Genomic DNA, 18,392 nt, shown 5'->3' on the forward strand with positions numbered 1-18,392 from the left:
ATGAACCCCTTGATGGAACAACTCTACAACGCACTGGGTGGGCTAGCCGGGGCGGATGGTCTGAGCCGGTTGTTCTACATGCTCTTTCCATCGTTTCTGATTTTTGAATTGCCGATGATGATCCTGGTAATGCTGGGGGTGTTGCGCTGGTTCGCCCGTCGACGTTCCCGCGTGCCGAAGATCAGCCTTTATCAGCCCAGGGTCTCGTGCATCATCACCTGCTACAGCGAAGGAATGGACGTGCAGACCACGCTCTTGAGTCTGTGCGAGCAGACCTACGGTGGCCACATCGAGATGATTCCCGTGGTGGACGGCGCCACTGTGAACCAGCCGACGCTGGCCGCCGTGCGCAGTTTCAACGTCGACCCGCAGTTGTACCCTCGGCGCCATTTACGCCCGATCGCCAAATGGCAGCGGGGCGGGCGGGTGTCGTCATTGAACGCCGGCCTGTCGCTGGCCAGCGGCGAAATCGTGATGGCCCTCGATGGCGATACGTCCTTCGACAACAACATGGTCAGCGCCATCGTGCGGCATTTCGAAGACCCCGCGGTGCCTGCGGTGGCCGGCAGCCTGCGGGTACGCAACGTCTGGGGCTCCTGGGTCACGGCGATGCAGTCGCTGGAATACCTGCTGTCGATCCACATGTCGAAGATCGGCCTGGCCGAATGGAATCTGGTCAACAACGTGTCCGGGGCCTTTGGTGCTTTCCGCCGCAGCTTCCTGGTGAAAATCGGCGGCTGGAACACCCACACCGCCGAAGACCTGGACCTGACGCTGCGTATCAAGAGCTACTTCAAGCGCCATGACCTGAAAATCCCTTTCGAGCCTGAAGCGATTGGTCACACCGACGCGCCGGCGACACTCGGGCAATTCCTGATGCAGCGATTGCGCTGGGACGGTGACCTGTTCTTCCTGTACATCAGGAAGCACAACCGCAACATCAGCCCGAAGTTATTAGGCTGGAAAACCTTTCTGATGATCCTGTTGACGGGCTTCTTTTTCCAGTTGGTGTTGCCATTCATCATCTTCATCTACACCTTGCTGGCCATCTTCATCCTGCCGGGCATGACCCTGTTGTTTCTGTTTTCGCTGATCTATCTGTTGTACCTGACGATCACCCTGCTGATGTTCGGCGCCATGTTGTTGATGGTCTCCGACCGCCCTCGACAGGACATGACCCTTGGCCTGCTGGTGCCGTTCTTCCCGCTGTTCATGTTGCTCCTGCGCTGCTGGAGCGTGGTCGCCATGCTCAACGAAATGTTCCGCCGCGGGCATGAAGAAAGCTCGATGGCGCCCTGGTGGGTGCTGAAACGAGCCACGAGGTTTTGATATGCGTTCAATCCTTCCGGCCCTGTGTTTGCCCCTGCTGGTGGCCCTGTCGTTGACCGCGCAGGCGGCGCAAGCGGAGAAATGGTCCCAGGCCAGTTATGTCTGGGACAGCGAAGCGTTGCTCGAACCCGGTCAGCGGCCGGCTGAACTGGATGCGCTGCGCAACGCCGGGATGGACAAGATTTACCTGGGCCTCAAGGCCGCGCAGATCAAAGACCTGGGCACCACCCGCCATCGCCTGGAGCTGTTGCTGCGGGACGCGGCGGGCAAGGGGGTACAGGTCAGCCTGCTGCTGGGCGACCCGAGCTGGATCGAACCGCCGGAACGCCATCAGCTCACCGATCTGCTGGCGAAACTCAAGGGGCTGGCCTTCAGCAGCCTGCACCTGGACCTGGAAGTCGAGCAACTGGGCATGCCCGTTCCGGATCAGCGCCTCAAAGACTGGCTCGAAACCTTGCGCGTAGCTTCTTCGGTGAGCCCATGGCCGGTCGAGATTTCCAGTCACCATCGCTGGTTCGCTGACCCCAAACCCGGACAAACCTGCGTGCCCTGTGCGCTTCCCGATGCGGGAGTGCGGCAGGTCAGCCTGATGATTTACACCCGCAACCCCAACAACAGCGCACGAATGGCAGAGCAAATCGCCAGGCGCTGGCCCGACCTGCAATTTCGCCTGGCACAAAGCACGGAGCCGCAACTGGATGCCACGGAATCCTGGGCCGGCGCTTCGACCGAACAGTTGCAGCACCAGAGCAGCGCCTGGCGTGAACAACTGCAACCTCTCGGGATTGCCGGCATTGACTGGCAAGCCTGGCGAGACTTTCCAAAACGGTGAACCCTCATGAAGATTCGTTTTGATAGTCGTAAGGAGCTGAGCCCGACTCAGGAGCAGGGATTGAACGTGCTCTATGCACCGGGCAAGCGCACGGCGTTTCGCGTGCGCTGGTATTTGATCCTGTTTCTGGTCGCCAGCCCGTTGATCTGGCTGGGTGGCAAGCTGGCCTACGGCATGCTGATGATCGACGCGCCGGCTCAGCTGCGCTTGCCGATCATTGAAGTGCGCGCGCGGGACAGCGGTCGGGTCGAGCAACTGTTGGTCAAGGCCGGCGACCAGATTGGCGTCGATCAGCCACTGGTCAATCTCGACAACCCCGAATGGCGCGCCCGGTTATCGCAACTGGCGGCCCTGCCGACCAACACCACACCGGTACGCAATACCAAATTGGGCGGCAGCGAGCGTCAGTTGCTCAATACCCGTATTGGTCGGGCGCAGGCGCGCGTGAAGGTGCTGGAAGATCTGGTGTCGCGTGGCGCCGTTTCGCCGGGGGAAGTGTTGACGGCCAAATCCGAACTCGATGGTTTCAGGGCCGATCTGTTGGCGTTCGAGCGCCGCGAGCAACTGGCCAATCAGGCGCCGTTGAGCGTCGAGCGAGATGTCATTCAACAGAACGCCGAGCAGCAGTGGCTGAAGACGCGCCTGGCTGCGCTGCCGATCAAGGCCCCGCAGGGCGGACGCGTGGCGGAAGTCATGGTCAATCCCGGTGAAAACGTCGGTGCCGGGACCTTGCTGATGCGCATCGAACGACAGGAAGACCCGCTGCTGTGGATTTACCTGGAGCCGCAGAACATCAGCTACGCCGCGATTGGCCAGGCGTTGCGCGTTCGCATGCCCAATGGTGACTGGCTGCAGGCCCATGTTGTCCAGGCAGTGGACAGCGCCGGGCGCACGCCGACAGTGTTGCGCGGACCGTTTACGGCCAGCGAAATGGGTTTGCAGGTCGCCGCCCGGTTTGATCACCCGCTGCCGGCGAAGTGGCGAATCGATCAACTGCCGTTGAATGTAAGGTTTCCCACCGACTGGCAACAGATGTTCGCCGACAGCCGTGAACTCATCGAGCAAGTGGGGGACCTGATTGCCATGGGTCGGGCATCGGCCGTCGCCCAGGAAAGTCGGTGAAAGGCCACGGCGATCAGGCATCGCCGACCTGACGGGCACTTGGCCTGGGGCGGCCTCTCAGACGTACTGATGACGGCGTGCAGTGGCGGCGATTTCGGTCGCCTGCAGATGCTCGGCCAGCACATCGTTCAAGAACCGGAACTGATCGTTGAGCCCGACCACTTCGTTGTTGAAGTGATTGGCGGCGGCCGGAATCAGCAGCGCTTCGAATTTTTTGTCGAATACCAGGGTCAACACTTTACGAGACTCGAAAGGTTGCGAGTAATAGTTGTTGCCAAACACCGGGAAGCTCACGGACAGGGTGACTTCGTTGATCATGACGTGCGCTCCTCGGAGAGGACGAACCAGCCGAATGCACTCAACGTGAAGGCCGTCAGGGCCAGACAGGTCAGGAGATGGATCAGCATGGTACGGCCCTCCGCTACAGGGTTTCGTGTTGGGTTGGATTTGATCCTACGCTGACGGTGGTGGGGTGGAAGGCATTCGTGGCGATGATGAATATCGATGCAAGTGATGGTCGGAGCCGGCGGGCGAAGCCGGCCTTGGGAACAAGATCCGTGCCGAGCCGACCATGGCTGACACCTATACTCAATTAAGGGGCTCTTGAACACTGAACATCCCGTTGAGAGCCGACTTTGGGAACTGCGATCTTGAACCTGCGCTGGTTGATCGTCGTCATACTGATGCTACTGGCGGGGTGCGCCACGCCACCGCGTGCGCCGGTGGCACCGCCCATCATTATTTCTCCCAGCACCTGGCAACAAGTGGATCGGGAGATCGTCCAGGCGTCGCAATCGGCGACCGAGCAGACAAAAATCTACGCCCACGGTGCCATGGATTACTGGCGCACGCGGGTCTATGAGTTGACCGAGCAGAACTTCATTCCCTGGTTCAGCAGTTACTGGACCCAGGAATGGCTGTCGATGAAGGTCAGCTGGTACACCATCAACGCCAAGGGCGAGCAGGACGCCACGGAAAAGCGTCTGGCCGCTTATCTGCTGGAGCAGTATCAGGAAAAGGTCCTGGCGCCGGTGGCGGTGGAGATCGACCCTAATGCGATTCTCAGCCTGGCGGCGGCCTTTTACGTGGACATTCTCAAGGAAGAACTGCAGAAAATTTCCCAGCGCCATGGCGTGCCGATCGCGCAACTCAATGGCCGTATCCAGAAAATCCCGGCCATTGCCCTTGGGCCACCACCGGCCCGGGACGCCTCGCTTTATCAGGTCGTTTACACCGATTTGAACACGTTGCCGGCGTACTCCGCGCTGGTCGACAAGATCCACAAGGCGGGCGGTAATAAAGGCGTTGGCTCGACCGACACCGCCATGGCGCCGGTAGCCAGGCGCGCAAGCCAACGGATGGAAGCCGAAATGGCCCCGCGCGGGGCGGCCAGTGCAGTGGCGGCGGCCGCCGGCAAACTCGCCGGGGGATTGATTACCGTGGGGGTGGCGGGGGTTCGCGCATTGATTCAGGCCGCCGACCGGCCGGACAGCGAAGCATTGATCCGCAGCAGTCTGGGCAACACCTTCGACAAAGCCTGGATCAAGCTGGTGCAGGACCCGAACACCGGTGTCATGGCCGGGACCCTGTACATGGCGGCGCAAATCGAAGGCAGCCTGGCACAGAGCGCTCAACCGCCGGTCGGTTCAAGCGTGGGGTCTGTCGATTGGAGCCCGACTGAATCGACTACTCAGCAGCTCAACCCATGACCCAAGGAGAACAACCCATGTCTTATGTCGATGGTTTTATCGCGGCAGTGCCCACCGCCAATCGTGAGAAATTCAAGAAACACGCCGAAATCGCCGCCATGATTTTCAAGGAAAACGGCGCGTTGAGCCTGGCCGAGTGCTGGGGAGAGGACGTGCCGGAGGGCAAGGTCACCTCGTTCCCGATGGCGGTAAAACTCAAGGAAGACGAGACCGTGGTGTTTGGCTGGATCATCTGGCCGGACAAGGCCACCCGCAATGCCGGGATGGAAAAAATGATGAAAGACCCGCGCACGCAGGCGGACGTCAATCCGATTCCGTTCGATGGCCAGCGCATGGTGTTCGGCGGCTTCGAGCTGCTCGTCCAGGCCTGAGGCGGGCTCCGGGGTCACTCCGCCGTCGGGGTGATCCTGCAGCTCTTGCGATGGCGGATCTCGTCATCGGTCGGCCGTACCCTGATGAATTCGAAACGCGGTTCGCCTTCGCTGTAGTGCACCAGCCAGCCCCATTCCAGTTCGAACTCATCCTGGCCGGGCCTGGGCGGCTCGGCCCACCATGGTTCCTTGCTGATGATCTGTCGCATGACCCCTCCGGTTGAATCGCTCGCCTCAACTATAGACCCGTGGCGAGGGCGCTTGCCGACGCGTCACAGGTTGTACACTCATGCGGTCTCCCGCCGAGGTGTCCTGCATGAATGACGAATCCCGCGAACCGTTCAAACGACTGTTTTTTGCCCTGGATTGCGCCCCCGCGCAACGCAAGGCCATCGCCCAGTGGCGTGGCGCGCTGCAATTGCGCAGCGGGCGGCCGGTGCCGGTGGAGAACTTCCATCTGACCCTGAAGTTTCTGGGTGCGGTGGCGGTGGGGCAGATTGCGGACATTTGCACGGCGGTCGCGTCTGTACGCATACCCGACGCGCGTTTGACCGTGGCGCTGGATCGACTGGATGTCTGGCGCAGGGCAGGGGCGTTGGTATTGGCGCCGGAACAGGCACCGCCGGCGCTGTTGCGCCTGGTGTATGACCTGGAACAGGCCTTGTTGCCGTTTGGACTGGAGGATGCGCCACGGGAGTTTCGTCCGCACCTGACCCTGGCCCGCGACTATCGGGCGCCGGTGCCGGAGTCCCCCTCGTCACCTGAGTTTTTCCTGCGCGCCGACCGCTTCACCCTGTTCGAATCCCATAAGGGCCGCTACCGGGCGCTGGCGGATTGGCCGCTGGGGGCTGCGTAGGCACTGCTACAAAAAAAGGCGCCCGAGGGCGCCAACATTCACCTTAACCGAGGAGCCAGGTGAGTGATGCAGCGGTGGTAAGGCGCTGCATGAATGTCAATCGGAAAATCAGATTTCAACCTGCGCGCCCGACCTGTAGGCGCGAGCGATAGCGGCATCAGGTGCACTGAATCAGTTACCCAGCTTCACCTTGGTCCAGCCCCGGGTCATCACCCGCTGCACACCGATCGGCATGTCGGGAATGGCATACAGGGTCGCCATCACTTCCTGGGACGGATACGAACCCGGATCGTTGCGAATCGCTTCATCCACCAATGGCGTAGCAGCCGCGTTGGCGTTGCTGTAGCCGACGTTGTTGGTGATCTCGGCGATGATGTCCGGGCGCATCAGGAAATTCATGAACAGGTAGGCGTTCTCGACGTTGGCGGCATCACGCGGGATGGCGACCATGTCGTAGAAACTGCCGGCCCCTTCTTTGGGGATGCTGTAGTCGATCTTCACCTTGTCGCCGGCTTCCAGGGCGCGGGCCTTGGCTTGAAGCACGTCGCCGGAGTAGCCGACCGCCACGCAGATGTTGCCGTTGGCCAGGTCCGAGATGTATTTCGACGAATGGAAATACGCCACCGACGGACGAATCTTCATGAACAGCGCTTCGGCTTCGGCGATGTGTTGCTTGTCCTGATCGTTCACCGGGTAGCCCAGGTAGTGCAGGGCAGCCGGGAGCATCTCGGTCGGTGAATCGAGGAAACTGATGCCGCAGGCTTTGAGCTTTGCGGCGTTCTCCGGTTTGAACAGCAGGTCCCAGGAATTGGTCGGGGCATTGGCGCCGAGCACTTCCTTGACCTTGGCCGCATTGAAACCGATACCGATCGAGCCCCACATGTACGGGAACGCGTGGCTGTTGCCAGGGTCACTGGCGGAGGCGTTCTTCAGCAGGACCGGATTGAGGTTTTTCCAGTTCGACAGTTTGGATTTATCCAGTTCCTGATAGACCCCGGCCTTGATCTGCTTGGCCAGGAAACTGTTGGACGGCACGACGATGTCGTAACCGGATTTACCCGCCAGCAGACGTGCCTCAAGGGTTTCGTTACTGTCGAACACATCGTAGGTCACCTGGATGCCGGTCTCGTCTTCGAACTTCTTGACGGTGTCCGGGGCAATGTAATCCGACCAGTTGTAGACGCGCAGTACCTTGTCATTGGCCTGGGCGCCGGTGGTCATCGCGCCCAATAAGGACAGTGTCAGCAGAGTCCTGCCAAGCATTTTCATCGGTACAACTCCATTTCTTTTCTTATTCAAATACATAAAACAAAAATGCAGTGGTGCTTGTGTGCCCTGTAGGAGCGAGCGTGCTCGCGATGGACGTCAACGATGACGTGGGCTGCCTGAATTAACGCGGCGTCCTTGGGTCCATCGCGAGCAAGCTCGCTCCTACAGGTCGGCGGCACTAGGCCGTCGCTTCTACCATTTGCTTTTTAGGTTGTTGCCACGATTCGCTGGCAGTCTGGTCCATCGCTTCCTGGATTGCCCGCTTGCGGGTGGCTTCGGCACGGCGGCTGAAGTACCAGACCATGAAGGTCACGATCGAGACCGCCAACAGGATCAGGCTGGCCACGGCGTTGATCTCGGGCTTCACGCCCAGACGCACCGCCGAGAACACTTCCATCGGCAAGGTCGTGGAACCCGGGCCGGAGACGAAGCTTGCCAGTACCAGGTCATCCAGTGACAGGGCGAACGACATCATGCCGCCGGCCGCCAGGGATGGCGCGATCATCGGAATGGTGATCAGGAAGAACACCTTGAACGGCTTCGCACCCAGGTCCATGGCCGCTTCTTCGATGGACAGGTCCAGCTCGCGAAGGCGCGCGGAGACTACCACTGCCACGTAGGCGGCACAAAAGGTGGTGTGGGCGATCCAGATGGTCACGATGCCGCGTTCCATCGGCCAACCGATCAGTTGCGCCATGGCCACGAACAGCAGCAACAGCGACAGACCGGTGATCACTTCCGGCATCACCAGCGGTGCGGTGACCAGGCCGCCGAACAGCGTGCGACCCTTGAAGCGGGTGACGCGGGTCAGGACGAACGCCGCCAGTGTTCCCAAAGCCACGGCCGCCAGCGCGGTGTAGCAGGCGATCTCAAGCGAACGCACCACCGAACCCATCAACTGGGTGTTGTCGAGCAGGCCGGCGTACCACTTGAACGACCAGCCACCCCATACCGTCACCAGTTTCGAGGCGTTGAACGAGTAGATCACCAGAATCAGCATCGGCAGGTAGATAAACGACAGGCCGAGCACCAGCATCAATTTTGAGAAGCCGAAACGTTTCATCCCCGTGCCTCCATTTCTTTGGCCTGACTGCGGTTGAACAGCAGGATCGGCACAATCAGGATCAACAGCATCACCACCGCCAGGGCGGACGCCACCGGCCAGTCGCGGTTATTGAAGAACTCTTGCCACAGCACGCGGCCGATCATCAGGGTCTCGGGACCGCCAAGCAGTTCCGGGATCACGAACTCGCCCACCACAGGAATGAACACCAGCATGCAACCGGCGATGATGCCGTTCTTGGCCAGCGGCACGGTGATTTTCCAGAAGCTGTTGAAGGTGCTCGAACCCAGGTCCGACGCCGCTTCCAGCAAGCTCTGGTCGTGTTTGACCAGGTTGGCGTACAGCGGCAGGATCATGAACGGCAGATACGCATACACCACGCCGATATAGACGGCGGTATTGGTGTTGAGGATCTCGATCGGGTGCGACGTCAGCCCGGTCCACATCAGGAACGCGTTGAGCAGACCGTTGTTGCTGAGGATGCCCATCCAGGCGTAGACGCGGATCAGGATCGCGGTCCAGGTCGGCATCATGATCAGCAGCATCAGGACGTTTTGCGCTTCCTTGCTCGCCTTGGTAATGGCGTAGGCCATCGGGAAACCGATCACCAGGCACATCAGTGTGCTGAACAGCGCGACCTTCAACGAACCCAGGTAGGCGGAGAGGTACAGCTCATCTTCGCCCAGCAAGGTGTAGTTGCCGATGTTGAGCAACAGCTGGAATTTCTGCTCGGCGTAGGTGTAGATCTCCGAGTAGGGCGGAATGGCCAGGGCCGCTTCCGAGAAGCTGATCTTCATGACCAGGAAGAACGGCAACAGGAAGAACAGGCACAGCCACAGGAAAGGAATCCCGATGACGAGTTTTCGTCCACTGGGCACCAGGCGCAGGAATTGCTGATTGAAGGTTCTCATGCGCGCAGTACCACGCCGCTGTCGTCTTCCCACCACACGTAGACCTGATCGTCCCAGGTCGGACGTGCGCCACGGCGTTCGGCGTTGGCCATGAACGACTGCACAATCTTGCCGCCAGGCAGCTCCACGTAGAACACCGAGTGGCCGCCGAGGTAGGCGATGTCATGCACCTTGCCGCTGGACCAGTTGTAGCGGGCCTCTGGCTTGGTGGTGCTGACCAGCAGTTTTTCCGGGCGGATGGCGTAGGTGATCGACTTGTCCTGCACCGAAGTGCTGACACCGTGACCCACGTAGATCTTCTGTTCCAGGTCCGGGCTGTGAATGATCGCGTAACCTTCCAGGTCTTCGACGACGGTGCCTTCGAAGGCGTTCACGTTGCCGATGAACTCGCAGACCATGCGGCTGACCGGCGCTTCATAGATGTCCACCGGGCTGCCGATCTGGGCGATCCAGCCCAGGTGCATGATGGCGATGCGCTGGGCCATGGTCATGGCCTCTTCCTGGTCGTGGGTCACCATCACGCAGGTCACGCCCACGCGCTCGATGATTTCCACCAGCTCCAGCTGCATCTGCGAACGCAGCTTTTTATCCAGTGCGCCCATCGGTTCGTCGAGCAGCAGCAGCTTCGGACGTTTGGCCAGGGAACGGGCCAGGGCCACGCGCTGGCGCTGACCGCCGGACAACTGATGAGGTTTGCGCCTGGCGTATTGGGTCATGTGCACCAGGCGCAGCATTTCTTCCACGCGGGCGTCGATTTCCGCGGCTGGCAAACGGTCCTGCTTAAGGCCGAAGGCAATGTTCTGCGCCACGGTCATGTGCGGGAAGAGTGCGTAGGACTGGAACATCATGTTGATCGGCCGCTCGTAGGGCGGCATGTCGGTGATGTCGACACCGTCGAGCAGGATCCGGCCTTCGGTCGGGCGCTCGAAGCCGGCGAGCATGCGCAGCAGCGTCGATTTACCGGAGCCGGAGCCACCGAGCAGGGCAAAGATTTCGCCCTGATGGATTTCCAGGGACACATCGTCCACAGCGGTGGTTTCGTCGAATTTCTTGGTGACGCGGTCGACTTTTACCAACACCTTTTTCGGTGCCTGGTGACCTTCAAGAGCCTTCCTGTAGATGCTGGAGGCGTTTGCCATTTGAAACTCCCAACAGGTTTCAGTCGTCGGGCCAACGCGGCCTGACTTAATAGTTGATTGCAAACCCTTGCCGGACGGTGCCAGTCAGTCGAAACGCTGGTCCCCTGTGGGAGCGATCTTGCTCCCACAGGGTCTTGCGTTTGACTCACTGGCCCGCACCGCTCGGGTTTATTCGGCGCCGCCGTCCTGGCTGCCTGGTAGTACTTGTTGTTATTGCAGTGTGTTGTTGTCGTGAGGGACCGGCGCGCACAAGCGCGCCCGCCGGGCTCACGGGGGCAGTGAAATCGTTGAATCGTGTTTGAGTTCGTCAGTCAGCGCCCATGACGCAGCGCCGCCCGTTGCCGGCACGCTTCGCCAAACGCCTGGAAAATTCTCAAGTAGGGCGGATTCGACAGGACCTGCCATTCCGGGTGCCACTGCACGCCGAGGGCAAAGGCCTTGCTGTGCTCGACCGAGATCGCCTCGATCAAGCCGTCCGGCGCGAGCGCTTCGGCGCGCAGGCCGGGGGCGAGTCGGTCGATGCCCTGGCTATGAATCGAATTGACCTGGAATTGCGTGGGCAGGTCCAGTGCCTGGAACACGCCGCCCGGTTGCACGTCGACGGTGTGCGCCGGTGCGTATTGCACCGCCAGGTCAGGGTGGTTGGCTTCGCGATGATCGAGGAAGCCGGGCAACTCATGGACCTTCTGATGCAGGCTGCCACCGAACGCCACGTTCATCTCCTGAAAGCCACGGCAGATGCCGAGCACCGGGACGCCAGCCGCAATGGCCGCACGAATCAGGGGAAGGGTGGTGCGATCCCGCTGGGGATCGTGTTCCGTGCCGGGAGCGCTGTCCGGGCCTTGATAGTGGAAGGGTTCCACGTTCGAAGGCGAGCCGGTCAACAACAGACCGTCGAGCTGCGGCAGCAGATCATCGATTTCGGTCAGTTCAGCCAGGGAAGGAATGACGACGGGCAGCCCCAGTGCCGCAACGCTGACAGCACGCAAGTACTTGTCGCCGCTGACATGGTAGGGGTGCAGGCCAATCTGTTTGACGCATGCAGTAACGCCGATCAATGGCTTGAATGCCATTTTTATCACCTCGAAGTTTCACACTTGAACGAGCTTTTCCGGAGCTTAGCCTTGTTGATTTTAATTAACAACTCTCATGTAAAAAATTCTAAACGCCGTACGTCTGAAGATCAGGATTTACCTGCGTTTGAGCGATGATATGGCACTCTCGTGCCGCTGAGAGGCCCTAAAATAAACGCTGAAAGGCTGAGTGTTCGCTATTGACTTCACTTTGCCTTTCGGATTGACTGGGCTCGTGAAAGGGTGGTGAACATAATAATTAACAGTAAAAAATAGGTGCATCATGTCGGTCCCTCTGCGTACCGTTCAACTCAACGAAGCAAACGCATTCCTTAAGAAATATCCTGAGGTTTTGTACGTCGACCTTCTGATTGCGGATATGAACGGTGTGGTGCGCGGCAAGCGCATCGAACGCACCAGTCTTCATAAGGTTTACGAGAAAGGCATCAACCTGCCGGCGTCGCTGTTCGCGCTGGACATCAATGGCTCGACGGTGGAAAGCACCGGCCTGGGCCTGGACATCGGCGACTCTGACCGAATCTGCTACCCGATCCCCGGCACCCTGAGCATCGAGCCATGGCAGAAGCGCCCGACCGCGCAACTGTTGATGACCATGCACGAGCTGGAAGGCGAACCGTTCTTCGCTGACCCGCGTGAAGTGTTGGCCAATGTAGTGCGCAAGTTCGACGACCTCGGCCTGACCATTTGCGCCGCGTTCGAACTGGAGTTCTACCTGATCGACCAGGACAACGTGAACGGTCGTCCGCAGTCGCCACGTTCGCCGGTATCCGGCAAGCGTCCGATGTCGACCCAGGTGTACCTGATCGACGACCTCGACGAATACGTCGACTGCCTGCAGGACATCCTCGAAGGCGCGAAAGAGCAGGGCATCCCGGCCGACGCCATCGTCAAGGAAAGTGCCCCGGCGCAGTTCGAAGTGAACCTGCACCACGTGTCCGACCCGATCAAGGCGTGCGACTACGCGGTCCTGCTCAAGCGTCTGGTGAAGAACATCGCCTACGACCACGAGATGGACACCACCTTCATGGCCAAGCCTTATCCGGGCCAGGCAGGTAACGGTCTGCATGTCCACATCTCGATTCTCGACAAAGAAGGCAAGAACATCTTTGCCAGCGAGGATCCCGAGCAGAACGCCGCACTGCGTCACGCGATCGGCGGTGTGCTCGAGACCCTGCCGGCGCAGATGGCCTTCCTCTGCCCGAACGTCAACTCCTACCGTCGTTTCGGCGCACAGTTCTACGTGCCGAACTCGCCGAGCTGGGGCATCGACAACCGTACCGTGGCAGTGCGCGTACCGACCGGTTCGGCGGACGCCGTGCGCATCGAACACCGCGTGGCCGGTGCCGATGCCAACCCGTACCTGCTGATGGCCTCGGTCCTGGCGGGCGTGCACCACGGTCTGACCAATCAGATCGAGCCGGGCGCCCCGGTGGAAGGCAACAGCTACGAGCAGAACGAACAGAGCCTGCCGAACAACCTGCGCGACGCACTGCGCGAGCTGGACGACAGCGAAGTCATGGCCAGATACATCGACCCGATGTACATCGACGTGTTCGTGGCGTGCAAGGAAAGCGAGCTGGCCGAGTTCGAGAACTCCATCTCCGACCTTGAGTACAACTGGTACCTGCATACCGTCTGACGGGCAGAACCCAATGCAACACCTGTGGGAGCGAGCCTGCTCGCGATAGCGGAGTGTCAGACGATACTAATGCTGACTGATCCACCCCTATCGCGAGCAGGCTCGCTCCCACAGGGGACTGCATTTCAATGCCTTGATTGGCTGGCATTCAGCCCGAGACCACCTATTCCCCTGCGTCGAGTCACAACAATGACAATTACTCGCAGCGACTGGGAGCAACGCTTCCAGTCCCTAACCATCGAAAGCCGTGCCTTCATCGACGGTCAGTACTGCGCGGCCGCCACTGGTGCCACGTTCGAATGCATCAGCCCGGTTGACGGTCGTTTTCTGGCGAACGTCGCCAGCACCGACGAAGCCGATGCCAACGCAGCCGTCGCCGTTGCCCGGCGTACCTTCGAGTCCGGCGTCTGGTCCAGGCTGGCCCCGGTCGAGCGCAAGCGCATCCTGATCCGTTTCGCCGATCTGATCCTGGCCAACCAGGAAGAACTGGCGCTGCTCGAAACCCTCGACATGGGCAAGCCGATCAGCGACTCCATGAGCATCGACATTCCGGCGACCGCCAACGCGATCCGCTGGACCGCCGAAGCCATCGACAAGATCTACGACGAAGTCGCCGCCACGCCCCACGATCAACTCGGCCTGGTCACCCGTGAACCGGCGGGTGTGGTCGCGGCCATCGTGCCGTGGAACTTCCCGCTGATCATGGCCAGCTGGAAGTTCGCCCCGGCCCTGGCGGCGGGCAACTCGTTCATCCTCAAGCCTTCGGAAAAGTCGCCATTGACGGCGATCCGCATCGCGCAGCTGGCGCTGGATGCGGGCATCCCCAAAGGCGTGTTCAACGTTCTGCCGGGCTTCGGCCACACCGTCGGCAAGGCGCTGGCGCTGCACATGGACGTCGACGTGCTGGCCTTCACCGGTTCCACGGCGATCGCCAAGCAACTGATGATCTACGCCGGGCAGAGCAACATGAAGCGCGTCTGGCTGGAAGCCGGCGGCAAGAGCCCGAACGTGGTCTTTGCCGACGCACCGGACCTGCGCGCAGCCGCCCAGGCGGCAGCCAGCGGCATCGCCTTCAACCAGGGCGAAGTCTGCACCGCCGGCTCGCGCCTGTTGGTGGAGCGTTCGATCCGCGATCAGTTCATCCCGCTGCTGGTCGAAGCCCTGCAAGCCTGGAAACCGGGTCATGCGCTCGATCCTTCGACCACCGTCGGCGCCGTGGTCGATCAGCGTCAGTTGGAGAACGTGCTGCGTTACATCGGCATCGGCAAGGAGCAGGGCGCTCAACTGATCGCCGGCGGCAGCCGCACCCTCGAAGAGACCGGTGGCCTGTACGTGGAACCGGCGATTTTCGACGGCGTGACCAACGCCATGACCATCGCCCGTGAAGAAATCTTCGGCCCGGTGCTGTCGCTGATCACCTTCGACACCGCCGAGGAAGCCCTGGCGATTGCCAACGACAGCATCTTCGGCCTGGCGGCCGGGGTCTGGACCAGCAACCTGAGCAAGGCCCACACCTTCGCCCGTGGCCTGCGCGCCGGCAGCGTCTGGGTCAACCAGTACGACGGCGGCGACATGACCGCGCCGTTCGGCGGGTTCAAGCAGTCGGGTAACGGTCGGGACAAATCGCTGCATGCGTTCGACAAGTACACCGAGCTCAAAGCGACCTGGATCAAGCTCTAAGCCCTTTTAAGCGGCGGTCGCTTGCACGTTGCCGGCGACCCTCGGAGAAACCTATGAAACAAACACATGTAAACAGCTACTACGCCGCCACCCGCAACTTCACCGGCGATTTCCCGGTGCTCGAAGAACTGGTGGAATGCGACGTCTGCGTGATCGGCGCCGGCTACACTGGCCTGTCCTCGGCACTGTTCCTCGCCGAAGCGGGCTACAGCGTCACCGTGCTGGAAGCCGCCAAGGTCGGTTTCGGCGCCAGCGGGCGCAACGGCGGTCAACTGGTCAACTCCTACAGCCGCGACGTCGATGTCATCGAAGAGCGCTATGGCGACAAGACGGCCGAAGTCCTGGGCAGCATGATTTTCGAAGGCGCCGACATCATCCGTCAGCGAATACAGCACTACGACATCCAGTGCGACTACCGCCCGGGCGGCATCTTCGCCGCGATGAACAAGAAGCAACTCAAAGGCCTGGCCGAGCAGAAAAAAAGCTGGGAGCGCTACGGCAACAAGAACCTGAAAATGCTCGACGCGGCCGATATCAAGCGCGAAGTGGGTTCCGAGGCCTACGTCGGCGGCTTGCTGGACATGCAGGGCGGCCATATTCACCCGCTGAACCTGGCCCTCGGTGAAGCTTCGGCAATCATTGGCCTGGGCGGCAAGATCTTCGAGCAATCGGCGGCGGTGGAAATCACCTACGGCGAACCGATCACCGTGCGCACCGCCAAGGGCGTGGTCCGTGCCAAGTACCTGCTGATCGCCGGTAACGCGTACCTGCCGCAAGGCCTGGATAACCGCGTGACCAGCAAGAGCATGCCGTGCGGTTCGCAGATCGTCGTGACCGAGCCGTTGACGGAGCAACAGGCGCGCAGCCTGATCAAAAACAACTACTGCGTCGAAGACTGCAACTACCTGCTCGACTACTACCGCCTGACCGCCGACAACCGCTTGCTCTACGGCGGTGGCGTGGTTTACGGCGCGCGCGAGCCGGACGACATCGAACAACTGATCCGCCCGAAAATCCTCAAGACCTTCCCGCAATTGAAGGACGTGAAGATCGACTACCGCTGGACCGGCAACTTCCTGCTGACCATGTCGCGCATGCCGCAATTCGGCCGTATCGAGAAAAACGCCTACTACATGCAGGGCTACAGTGGCCACGGCGTCACCTGTTCGCACCTGGCCGGCAAACTGATCTCGGAAATGATCCGTGGCGACGCCGAGCGTTTCAACGCGTTCGCCTCGCTGCCGCACATGCCAATGCTCGGCGGGCGCACTTTTTCGGCGCCGCTCACCGCCATGGGCGCCGCGTATTACTCGCTGCGCGACCGGTTAGGGATTTAAGTTTTACCTCGCCGGCGGTCGCCCTAAAAGGTGTCGCCGGCTTTTTAACCTGTGGGAGCGAGCCTGCTCGCGATGGCGTCAGCTCAGCCAACATCGAAGTCGCCTGACACACCGCAATCGCGAGCAGGCTCGCTCCCACAGTTTGTACTGCATCAAGGCATAGGCCATTTTCGACCACCGTTTATCGAACCTGCTGAGCAACACCAACAAACGTGATTTAATAGCCGCCTTTCACGGTTCAGGGACAGGGAAAACGGCAGGATCCGCGCCTGTTTTCCACCCCCATTACCCTTAAGTCGTTCTTGCATAAGGCTGTCATGGATACGGGTTCTCGACTCAAATTAGTACGCGAAAGCTACAAACTGTCCCAGCGCGAGCTGGCCCGGCGTAGCGGCGTCACCAATGCCACCATCTCCCTGATCGAACAGAATCGCGTCAGTCCTTCCGTCAGCTCCCTGAAAAAGCTGCTCGAAGGCATTCCCATGTCCCTGGCGGACTTCTTCACCTTCGATCAACCCCCGCGCGAGCATCAATACGTGTTCCGCGCCAACGAACAGCCAGACCTGGGCCGCAACGGCCTGCGCCTGCTGCTGATCGGCGCTTCCGTACCGAGCCGGCAGATGCGCTTGCTGCGCGAGCAATACGCGCCGGGCGCCAGCTCCGGGGAAGAACCGATCGTGCACACCGAAGGCGAGGAGTGCGGGCTCGTCACGCGTGGCACGGTTGAATTGACGGTGGATGGGCAGATCAGCGTATTGAATGCCGGGGATGGCTATTACTTCCCGACGACCTTGCCCCATCGGTTCCGCAATATCGGGGCGGATGAGGCGGAGATCATCAGTGCGAACACGCCGGCGAACTTCTGACAGCGGCGGGATGGTTTAGCTACGTATTCCCTTCAGAGCCGGCTTGCTGGCGATGGCGGCCTCACGGCTGGCGTGGTTTTTTCGCGTCGGCACTGTCCCTGTGGGAGCTGGCTTGCCAGCGAACGCGGTCTGACAGCCGACCATTTTCTTTCTCGTGTACATATCCATTGCTGCTGTAACGGCCACCTAGGGTTCCGCCCTGACGGCGGGTCACTTGGAAAAAAGGAACGCCGCGCGAGGCGAGCTAACGCTCGACCTCGTTGTTGGGTATACGCATGCGTTGAATAACACACGTGTAGCTTGCTCACTATCCCTTCGGCACATCAAACCCTCGCTGCTCAATCACCCGAAACACATCACTCACATCCTGGACCATGATCCGGGCGATGTTGGTGATGGTGTTGATGTCGTTTTCGGCACAGTCGGGGAGGCTGGTGCAGGCCATGAGGTGCAGGTATTGGAGGACGGCGTTGAGGCGTTCGCTGACGCAGTTGTGCAGTTCGCGCAGCGGGGCGTCGCTGTCGATGAGTAGGACGGGGTAGTGGGTGGCGAATTGGGACATGGGGGTGAAGCGACGGGGCGGGTGTTGATTCGACATGGTGATAATCCTGATAAAAGAAGAATTGCCACCTTTCTGCTGCGAAACAAATGGGTGGCAGCTGTGCGCGGGTTCGCAGACCGGGGACCCACACCAAAAACCCGGCAGACCCGAAGGTCTCCCACGCACAACCGCCATAAAACTAATACAACCAAAAGCGGCCGAATCATGCCTGACGGTTCTTAGGTGTCAATCCAGAGGGCTGCGAAACCCATCGCTATTTGTGTCAGCGGCGAGGCGAATATAGGCGTCCATTTTCATGCTCGCAACCGGGCTGTAGGACGCTTTGGCGAGCGTTTTGGCAAGGCTGATAGCCAATGTTTACGGGCTTTTGCGGTATTTCGGACAGTGCGCAGGGTCTTGGGAATTCGGGGGCAGGGTTTGGGGCCGCTTCGCTGCCCAACGGGGGTAAGCCCCTTCGCCACAAGAGGTAATTTCCTACAGGGTTTTCGGAAGTCCAAAATCAAAGGTACGTCCGACTGGGGCCGTCGTCTTCGACGGCTTCCATGTGGATTCGGTTGTGGGAAAAGACAAAGCTCCGATTGATCGGCAAAGCTGTTTGGTTGTGTAAGAACAC

General features: G+C 60.3%; 18 protein-coding genes. 10 read left to right on the forward strand and 8 right to left on the reverse strand.

From position 1 onward, the window contains the following. From AC1Q6D_RS06365 to AC1Q6D_RS06375, 3 genes are read left to right on the forward strand one after another with little or no spacing between them, the layout of a single operon-like run. Positions 1–1,329, forward strand: a complete 1,329-nt coding sequence (locus AC1Q6D_RS06365) for a glycosyltransferase family 2 protein (protein ID WP_103404820.1) — start codon at positions 1–3, stop codon at positions 1,327–1,329. 1 nt (position 1,330) lies between these two features. After that, entirely contained in the window at positions 1,331–2,161 is an 831-nt protein-coding gene (locus AC1Q6D_RS06370) for a hypothetical protein (RefSeq protein ID WP_103404819.1), read from the forward strand. 6 nt (positions 2,162–2,167) lie between these two features. Then, on the forward strand, positions 2,168–3,283 hold the full coding sequence (locus tag AC1Q6D_RS06375; protein WP_103404818.1) for an HlyD family secretion protein: 1,116 nt from the start codon (positions 2,168–2,170) through the stop codon (positions 3,281–3,283). A 57-nt stretch (positions 3,284–3,340) separates the two neighbouring features. Here AC1Q6D_RS06375 and AC1Q6D_RS06380 read toward each other — a convergent pair whose 3' ends face one another. Continuing rightward, on the reverse strand, positions 3,341–3,601 hold the full coding sequence (locus AC1Q6D_RS06380) for a hypothetical protein (RefSeq protein ID WP_103404817.1): 261 nt from the start codon (positions 3,599–3,601) through the stop codon (positions 3,341–3,343). A 332-nt stretch (positions 3,602–3,933) separates the two neighbouring features. On the opposite strand from AC1Q6D_RS06380, the gene AC1Q6D_RS06385 reads away from it, so the two are divergent. Both AC1Q6D_RS06385 and AC1Q6D_RS06390 read left to right on the forward strand, forming a co-directional pair. After that, positions 3,934–4,992, forward strand: a complete 1,059-nt coding sequence (locus tag AC1Q6D_RS06385) for a hypothetical protein (protein WP_492618452.1) — start codon at positions 3,934–3,936, stop codon at positions 4,990–4,992. A gap of 17 nt (positions 4,993–5,009) precedes the next feature. Next, positions 5,010–5,363 carry a DUF1428 domain-containing protein gene (locus tag AC1Q6D_RS06390; RefSeq protein ID WP_103404193.1) on the forward strand — a complete coding sequence of 118 codons (354 nt, stop codon included), beginning with the start codon at positions 5,010–5,012 and terminating at the stop codon, positions 5,361–5,363. A gap of 14 nt (positions 5,364–5,377) precedes the next feature. Here the strand turns inward: AC1Q6D_RS06390 and AC1Q6D_RS06395 are convergent, their stop codons facing one another. After that, positions 5,378–5,572, reverse strand: coding sequence for a hypothetical protein (locus tag AC1Q6D_RS06395; protein ID WP_047528004.1), 195 nt, complete (start codon positions 5,570–5,572; stop codon positions 5,378–5,380). A 107-nt stretch (positions 5,573–5,679) separates the two neighbouring features. Here AC1Q6D_RS06395 and thpR point away from each other — a divergent pair, with 107 nt between their 5' ends. Continuing rightward, entirely contained in the window at positions 5,680–6,219 is a 540-nt protein-coding gene (gene thpR, locus AC1Q6D_RS06400) for an RNA 2',3'-cyclic phosphodiesterase (RefSeq protein WP_103404194.1), read from the forward strand. 171 nt (positions 6,220–6,390) lie between these two features. Here thpR and AC1Q6D_RS06405 read toward each other — a convergent pair whose 3' ends face one another. From AC1Q6D_RS06405 to AC1Q6D_RS06425, 5 genes are all read right to left on the reverse strand, one after another. Continuing rightward, positions 6,391–7,488 carry a polyamine ABC transporter substrate-binding protein gene (locus AC1Q6D_RS06405; protein WP_103404195.1) on the reverse strand — a complete coding sequence of 366 codons (1,098 nt, stop codon included), beginning with the start codon at positions 7,486–7,488 and terminating at the stop codon, positions 6,391–6,393. A 178-nt stretch (positions 7,489–7,666) separates the two neighbouring features. After that, positions 7,667–8,551, reverse strand: coding sequence for an ABC transporter permease subunit (locus AC1Q6D_RS06410; protein ID WP_103404196.1), 885 nt, complete (start codon positions 8,549–8,551; stop codon positions 7,667–7,669). Beyond that, positions 8,548–9,429 (reverse strand): ABC transporter permease subunit, encoded by an 882-nt coding sequence (locus AC1Q6D_RS06415; RefSeq protein ID WP_167361848.1) that lies wholly within the window; start codon positions 9,427–9,429, stop codon positions 8,548–8,550. Before AC1Q6D_RS06415 ends, AC1Q6D_RS06410 begins: the two co-directional genes overlap by 4 nt. 29 nt (positions 9,430–9,458) lie before the next feature. Next, entirely contained in the window at positions 9,459–10,601 is a 1,143-nt protein-coding gene (potA, locus tag AC1Q6D_RS06420; protein ID WP_103404197.1) for a polyamine ABC transporter ATP-binding protein, read from the reverse strand. Between the two features lie 311 nt (positions 10,602–10,912). Beyond that, a complete protein-coding gene (locus AC1Q6D_RS06425; RefSeq protein WP_103404198.1) occupies positions 10,913–11,674 on the reverse strand; it encodes a gamma-glutamyl-gamma-aminobutyrate hydrolase family protein in 762 nt (253 codons plus the stop codon). A gap of 283 nt (positions 11,675–11,957) precedes the next feature. Between AC1Q6D_RS06425 and AC1Q6D_RS06430 the strand changes: the two genes are divergently transcribed. The 4 genes from AC1Q6D_RS06430 to AC1Q6D_RS06445 all read left to right on the forward strand — a co-directional run bounded on the left by AC1Q6D_RS06430 (position 11,958) and on the right by AC1Q6D_RS06445 (position 17,217). Continuing rightward, complete coding sequence (locus tag AC1Q6D_RS06430) at positions 11,958–13,334, forward strand: glutamine synthetase family protein (protein ID WP_103404199.1); 1,377 nt, start codon at positions 11,958–11,960, stop codon at positions 13,332–13,334. Positions 13,335–13,523: 189 nt separating this feature from the next. Then, positions 13,524–15,014 carry an aldehyde dehydrogenase gene (locus tag AC1Q6D_RS06435; RefSeq protein ID WP_103404200.1) on the forward strand — a complete coding sequence of 497 codons (1,491 nt, stop codon included), beginning with the start codon at positions 13,524–13,526 and terminating at the stop codon, positions 15,012–15,014. 53 nt (positions 15,015–15,067) lie between these two features. Continuing rightward, the gene (locus AC1Q6D_RS06440) at positions 15,068–16,351 is read left to right on the forward strand and encodes an NAD(P)/FAD-dependent oxidoreductase (RefSeq protein ID WP_103404201.1); all 1,284 of its coding nucleotides are present in this window, start codon (positions 15,068–15,070) and stop codon (positions 16,349–16,351) included. A gap of 317 nt (positions 16,352–16,668) precedes the next feature. Continuing rightward, a complete protein-coding gene (locus AC1Q6D_RS06445) occupies positions 16,669–17,217 on the forward strand; it encodes a cupin domain-containing protein (protein WP_103404202.1) in 549 nt (182 codons plus the stop codon). Positions 17,218–17,524: 307 nt separating this feature from the next. On the opposite strand, the gene AC1Q6D_RS06450 is transcribed toward AC1Q6D_RS06445, so the two are convergent. Next, positions 17,525–17,815: a fructose-bisphosphate aldolase gene (locus AC1Q6D_RS06450; protein WP_103404203.1), complete on the reverse strand. Its 291-nt coding sequence runs from the start codon at positions 17,813–17,815 to the stop codon at positions 17,525–17,527. Between the last annotated feature and the right edge of the window lie 577 nt (positions 17,816–18,392).

The organism is Pseudomonas sp. MT92, from assembly GCF_058792515.1.